This is a genomic window from Afifella pfennigii DSM 17143 (assembly GCF_000688515.1).
Lineage (GTDB): Bacteria > Pseudomonadota > Alphaproteobacteria > Rhizobiales > Afifellaceae > Afifella > Afifella pfennigii.
This window is the reverse complement of the sequence record NZ_JHZK01000053.1, coordinates 1-5,439: the sequence shown is the minus strand read 5'-3', so window position 1 is coordinate 5,439 and position 5,439 is coordinate 1. Positions and strand designations below refer to the sequence as shown.

General features: G+C 65.2%; 5 protein-coding genes. 1 reads left to right on the top strand and 4 read right to left on the bottom strand.

The annotated features are described in order from the left end of the window. On the top strand, positions 1-272 hold a 272-nt coding region (locus Q331_RS0119030; protein WP_026381957.1), incomplete at its 5' end, for an integrase core domain-containing protein. Here the strand turns inward: Q331_RS0119030 and Q331_RS0119025 are convergent. The 4 genes from Q331_RS0119025 to Q331_RS0119010 all read right to left on the bottom strand — a co-directional run. Next, positions 250-1,425, bottom strand: coding sequence for a hypothetical protein (locus tag Q331_RS0119025; protein ID WP_169738540.1), 1,176 nt, complete (start codon positions 1,423-1,425; stop codon positions 250-252). The two genes, Q331_RS0119030 and Q331_RS0119025, sit on opposite strands and share 23 nt — an antisense overlap. Further along, the gene (locus tag Q331_RS22755) at positions 1,422-1,757 is read right to left on the bottom strand and encodes a DUF6634 family protein (protein ID WP_051631366.1); all 336 of its coding nucleotides are present in this window, start codon (positions 1,755-1,757) and stop codon (positions 1,422-1,424) included. The genes Q331_RS0119025 and Q331_RS22755 overlap by 4 nt, the downstream gene beginning before the upstream one ends. Before the next feature lie 113 nt (positions 1,758-1,870). Continuing rightward, the gene (locus Q331_RS0119015) at positions 1,871-2,863 is read right to left on the bottom strand and encodes a GIY-YIG nuclease family protein (protein WP_026381955.1); all 993 of its coding nucleotides are present in this window, start codon (positions 2,861-2,863) and stop codon (positions 1,871-1,873) included. Positions 2,864-3,345: 482 nt separating this feature from the next. Next, on the bottom strand, positions 3,346-5,439 hold a 2,094-nt coding region (locus Q331_RS0119010), incomplete at its 5' end, for a site-specific integrase (RefSeq protein ID WP_210164993.1).

Genomic DNA, 5,439 nt, shown 5'->3' with positions numbered 1-5,439 from the left:
ACCCGCAGACGCAAGGCAAGATCGAGCGCTGGCACCAGACGCTGAAGAACCGGATCCTGCTCGAGAACCACTATCTGCCCGGCGCGCTCGAGGCCGCCATCGGCGACTTCATCGATCACTACAACCACCGCCGCGTCCACGAGAGCCTCGGTAACGTCACGCCTGCCGATGCCTACTTCGGCAGGGCGCCGGCCATCCTCGAGGAGAGAAGGAGGATCAAGGACGAAACCATCCGGCAGCGCCGCTTGCTCAACCAGCAGCCCGCAGCCTAACGTCAACCCAATCGAGCCAGACCCTCCAAAGCGTCATGGCCTCCGAAGTCCCGAAATATCTGACGACGGACACCGCAAAGCGGGTCTTGCCCGAACCGGGCGCGCCGACGAGGATCATCGGCCGGAGCGTGATGAACTCCAGCGGGGTGAGTTCAGAGAGCACCGCGGAAATGACTTCCGCAGCATAGGGGAATTCGCCGAGAAGCGCATCCGAGACAGCGGCGAGGTCGGGCTTGCGGGCAAGCGGCAGGCGCTTATTCAGGAGCTTGGTAAACTCTCTTGCCACACGCTCGGACGTGTCTCGGTTGCCGACGGCTTTGAACACGATGACGCCCGGTCCGCTACTTCGGGCTTCGTCCGGTTCCGGATCGTCCTCGCCGTCCTCCGCTGTCGAAGGAGAGGAGCCGATCCCTTTCTTGCGCATGTAGCCTTCGACCATCCGACGCGTCTGCCGGTTCCGTTCTTCGAGGATCCGTTCCAGGAGATCCTGCCCGAACTTTTCTGCCGTGCGCCGGAAATCCGATTGGGTCCGCGGCGGCAAACGCGCAAGGCGTGCGGCCGCAAGCGGCTCGTATCTGCCTGCATGGATCAGCCAACCAACGGCGGCCGCGGCATAATCGTGCGCCAGATCCTCCGGCGTCTTATGGTCATGCGCGCGGGAGATTGCTTCGCCCGCGATCCGCCACGGGCTGTGCCGGTCACCCAGTGATGCAAGATAGAAGTCGAGCCGCAGTGCCGCTTCCCTGGCATCGAGGCGCCGAAGCCGGTCAACGCGCCGGAATGCTTCCGCCGCGTCCCTCAGAACTTCGACGTTCGCAGAGATGGTCAGCGCCGAGACGTGCTCGCGGATGTCGGTGAATAACGCCTCGTCTTTCTTCGGGATGAGCGGGAGCACGCGCTCCGCCCAGGTCCGGATGTCGACCGAAACGTCGTCACCCAGAAACGGCATGCCTCGGAGGAGCTCCGAAAAATCCGGCAAATGCCGCCGCTTTTTGGCTGCTTCTCTGCGTCGCTCCCAGCGTCGTTGCCTTCGCTCTCGCCCTTCCGGATCGGGATCGTCCAGGGCCGGTGGCAGATCGTCATCGTCGTCTTCCGGGCGGGACGCCTTCGCCAGATGGGCGAGTGGGCTTGTCTTTTTCTTGTCGCCGGTCACCAGAAGCACTCCGTATCTTCCGAGGGGCGACCCAGCCGATAGTAGCGCGAGATCGTCCTGGCAAAGCCTTCGTTCGGCGCAACGACGATGACGGGGGAGGTCAGGACTTCCCTCGTTCCAAGCATGGGATGCCCGAAGACATGGCCAACCAACGCTGGGGTGCCGGTGGTCGCGGCGATCGCCCACCGATCGATGGTCGGAGCATCGACGAGGTCTTGGGGCGTCGGAATACGACCCTCTTGGAGGGCGCGGAGATCGACCGCGAGCCTTCCGATACGTTCGACATCGCGGCCGAAAGTCGGGCCGAAACCGTTCAGTCTGAGGATGTGCATTTGCACTCTCCTTCTCAAGGGGAGACGAGTTGGTCCTTCCGGACCGGCACAGCCGGTCCGGTTTTGTCTTCTCTTGTGGAGTTCTGGGGACGGGCGGCGCTGCGCCTCGGTCGCTAGTCGATGATGACAAGCCCGCCGTCGCGGTCGACAGGGCGCCAGGCGGCGCTGTGCACATGCGATCCGGCGATGACGCGGGCGGCGATGGACGCCGTCCAGAAGCCGACAGCCACAGTCAGACGCCTGCGGTCTTTCACCCCTGTTATCGGGGCGAGCAACCGCCGTTCCTGAAGAAGGGCCTGCCGCCGCCGCACGATGTTCTCGACGCCGGGGTTGCTTTTGCTGACGAGACGGAACTCGGAGCCCGGCAGCACGATGAAACGATCATCGCACTGAAGACCCCAGGCCCAGAGCCCGCAATGCGCGAACTGCATCGTCGGCGCTGCCGGGTCGACGGTGCTTGCGCCCTTCTCGTGCGGAATCCGCACCTCGCCGCTCGGCGGCCGGCGATGCGGCTCAAGCAGATTGAAGCCGATATCCCACAGAAGATGACGCTCCTCCTCGATGGCCGCTTCCGTCATGGCGGACATTGCCTCGGAGAGGTTCACCGGTTCCGGCGGGGCGCCGACGAGCCTGGCGCGGGATGCCTCTGCGATGAGGGCGGCGTAGCGGGCCTGCCGGTAGCGTGCGAACTCTTTCGACTGCATGAGGCTGGGCCAGGTCACAGCGTAGAAGGTGGCGAAGTGGCGCTTCGCCGGGTCCTTCAGATGCTCGGCGTGGCGCTGGCGCGCATTTCCGGTCTCGCCGACATAGACCTCGAGGCTCCCGTTGCGCTCGCCGACGAGCATATAGACGGCCGGGGTCGCGGGAAGCCCGACGGCGCGCAGCGCTTCCGGCCGGTGGAAGGGCCCGGAGAAGACCTTGATGGAGCCGAGGCCGTTCTCGGCGACGCGGGCGCCGTTCGGCGCGGCGAGGCTGTCGGGCCGGTGGATCACCGTTACCCGGCCGTGGCCGTGGCTGCAGAGGGTAGCCTCGTCGAGACGTCCGATGGCGCTCTGCTCGACTTCACCGGGCGTAGAGATGACGTGCTTCTTGGTATTCTTGGACATGATGTCCTCCTGTCTTGGGGGTGAGGAGAGACGATCGGAAAGAGCGGCCAGCGGACGGCTGGCGCCACGAAGGTGTGGGGATGCGGATGCCCTCGGCGGACAGGGGGATGGTGCCCGCAGCAGGGTTAGCCGGAGCACAGGCAGCCGCCATCATTCCCAGCCGCCGAGACGTCAGCCGTCTGCTGGCTGCTCTCTCGATCGTCAGATCAGAAGTGGCTCAGGCGAAGCGGAACGCCTTGCCGGGAGACGCCCAGGGCGGACGCCAGAGACGATGGATCGGCGGCAGGGGGATTTCGAGAAGGGCCCGGATCGGGCTACGAAGGCAATCAGCCATGGCAAGCACCTCTAATGCTTGGTGTGGTTAGGCCGCCGGTCGCTGTTCCCGCAGCGCCGGTGGCCGCTTCATTCCGCTCCCGTCATCGAGAGCGCCATCACCCTGGCAGTACTCGTTTGAGTTGTGAGCTCAATATCCCAGTACATGGTTAACGCGACCGACTTCGGCGTGTTGCGCGGTGCCCATCGGAGAGGCTGGGTCGGGCTCGGCGGCGGCGCTGCGGCTTACGATGCTCCCGCACGGCCCCAAGAAGGACGACGCCCGCAGGCTGAATGTCGGCCGTCGGCCGCGGCAGCCGGTCCAGCGCCTCAAGCATCGGCTGTAGCTCGGGCGAGGAGACATATCGTTCCGTCGTCATCGTCGTTCCCGCGTGCCCGAGGATGTCCGCACGCATCTCCGCCGAGACACCGGCCGATTTCAAGCGATCGCCGACCCAGTGACGGAAGGAGTGGAAGGTCTTCGCTTCCGCGGAGGCATTCGGCACGGCCGCCTTCTGCACGGCCGACCAGCGGTCGTGAAAGACGTCGCCGAGAGGTGTCTTGCCGCTCGCAGCGACGAGCTCGGGGAAGAGCAAATCATAGCCTCCCGCCTTTATCCTTCGCACGTATTCCGGCAGACCGAGCCGGACGAGTTCGCTCGCCAGCGGGATGCGACGCTCCGATTGGGCATTCTTGAGCCCGCGGTACTTGTTCTTCCGGATGCTGAGATAGGGCGTGCTACCCTCGGCACCGATGTCGTCCACCATAAGCCCGCAGATCTCTTCGCGCCTTGCTCCGGTGTAGGCGGCGATCAATGGCACCCAGTAGAGGGCGTCCTGGATCACGAGCGAGCCGGGCTTCAGCCGCGCCTTGTCGCCTTCGCAGCCGTGCCACACAGGCTGTCTGAACACCGACTGCAGGTCATCGTCGCTGAAGGCGCTGCGCTCATCACGCTGCCGCTTCGACCGCTTCGCCCGCAGTTTTGCGACGCCTTCGAGTTCGACCTTCAGAAGCCCTTGAGATCGCGCGTATTCGAGAACGCTTTGCAGCTGGCTCAGATGACGATTGAGGGTGATGCCGGAAACCCCGACCTCCGAAGGCGGCAGCCCCTCGGCCCTGGCGAGGATCTCGTGGAGAGGCCGAACCTTGTCGTGGACGGATTTGCCGTAGTTCTTGGGCAGGCGCAGGAGAAGCGAGCGATACTCCGCCAGTGATGATTGGGTGACGAGGGAGATGTCGTCCTCGCCCAGCATGCGCACGTAGAGATCGATGACGGCGCGCGCCTGGTCTGCCGTATTGGGCTGCCATGTTCCGAGCTTCAGGTTCTCCTTCCCCATTCGCTCGGCGAGGGCTTTCAGGGAGCGGTTCGCGGCTTTTGCGTCCGATGTCTCCTGCGGCGCAGCCGTGGGGACGTTGGCAGGCTCACTTGCGATCTGCCGCTCGAGTGTCCCCGCCGTTTTTGCGACCGGCGCGCGCGTCTCGCAGAGATCGACAGAGCAGGGGGCTGGGTTCTTGTCCCAGGCCGGAGCGGTGGGTTCCGGCTGCGGCGACCAGTCGCGTCGAGGCTCTGGGGTGGGCGTGCCGGCTGTCAGCGCTTCGTCGAGTACGAGCCGATCCTCCGGGCGTTCGCCGTCCCATCTGCGGCGCACATCGCTGAGCGCTGCGGAAAGCCCCCTGAAATAGAGTTGTCTTGCCTGTGCGAGATTGGTCGGGCTCGGTGCGATGCCTTGCTCGCGCATGAGGCGTTCCACCTTTGCGTTTGTGCCGGTCATGCCCTCAAGGTGTTCGGCGACGAGTTGCCAGACCTCGATGACCTGATCCTCGTCGAGCCCGTCCTGAAGCATCTGCTCCGTGAACTCCTTTTCCGGCCGCGCCTGCGGTCCGCGCGCGGCGAGGATGCGGGTTGCCCACGCCATGGCGCGGTCGGTCGATTTGCCTTGCGCCGCCGATCGCCCCTCGGCGAGCTCGGCAGCCGCCACGGCGTCGAGCTTCTCGCTGTGCCGCTCTGCGACGGATGCCAGAAAGCGCCGGGCCTCGTCCCTCGTCAGCATGCCGCCTCCCGCACTCGCCCTCAGCCACTCGCTCGCCATCGTCACGGCCGGTGCGATCCTGCGTGCGGCCTGCGGGCATCTTGTGCGCAGGCTCACCTCGATCGCCGCCCGGCCGTCATTGATACCGACAAAGGGTAAACGGCGACGCCACCAATATACCGCCCCGCGGCGATGCACGTGCTGGATCATTGTCACGCCCAAAAGTCCTCCGGT

Coding starts and splice junctions, on each gene's coding strand:
- Q331_RS22755 (WP_051631366.1), bottom strand. CDS start 1,757: ATGCACATCCTCAGACTGAACGGTTTCGGCCCGACTTTCGGCCGCGAT.
- Q331_RS0119015 (WP_026381955.1), bottom strand. CDS start 2,863: ATGTCCAAGAATACCAAGAAGCACGTCATCTCTACGCCCGGTGAAGTC.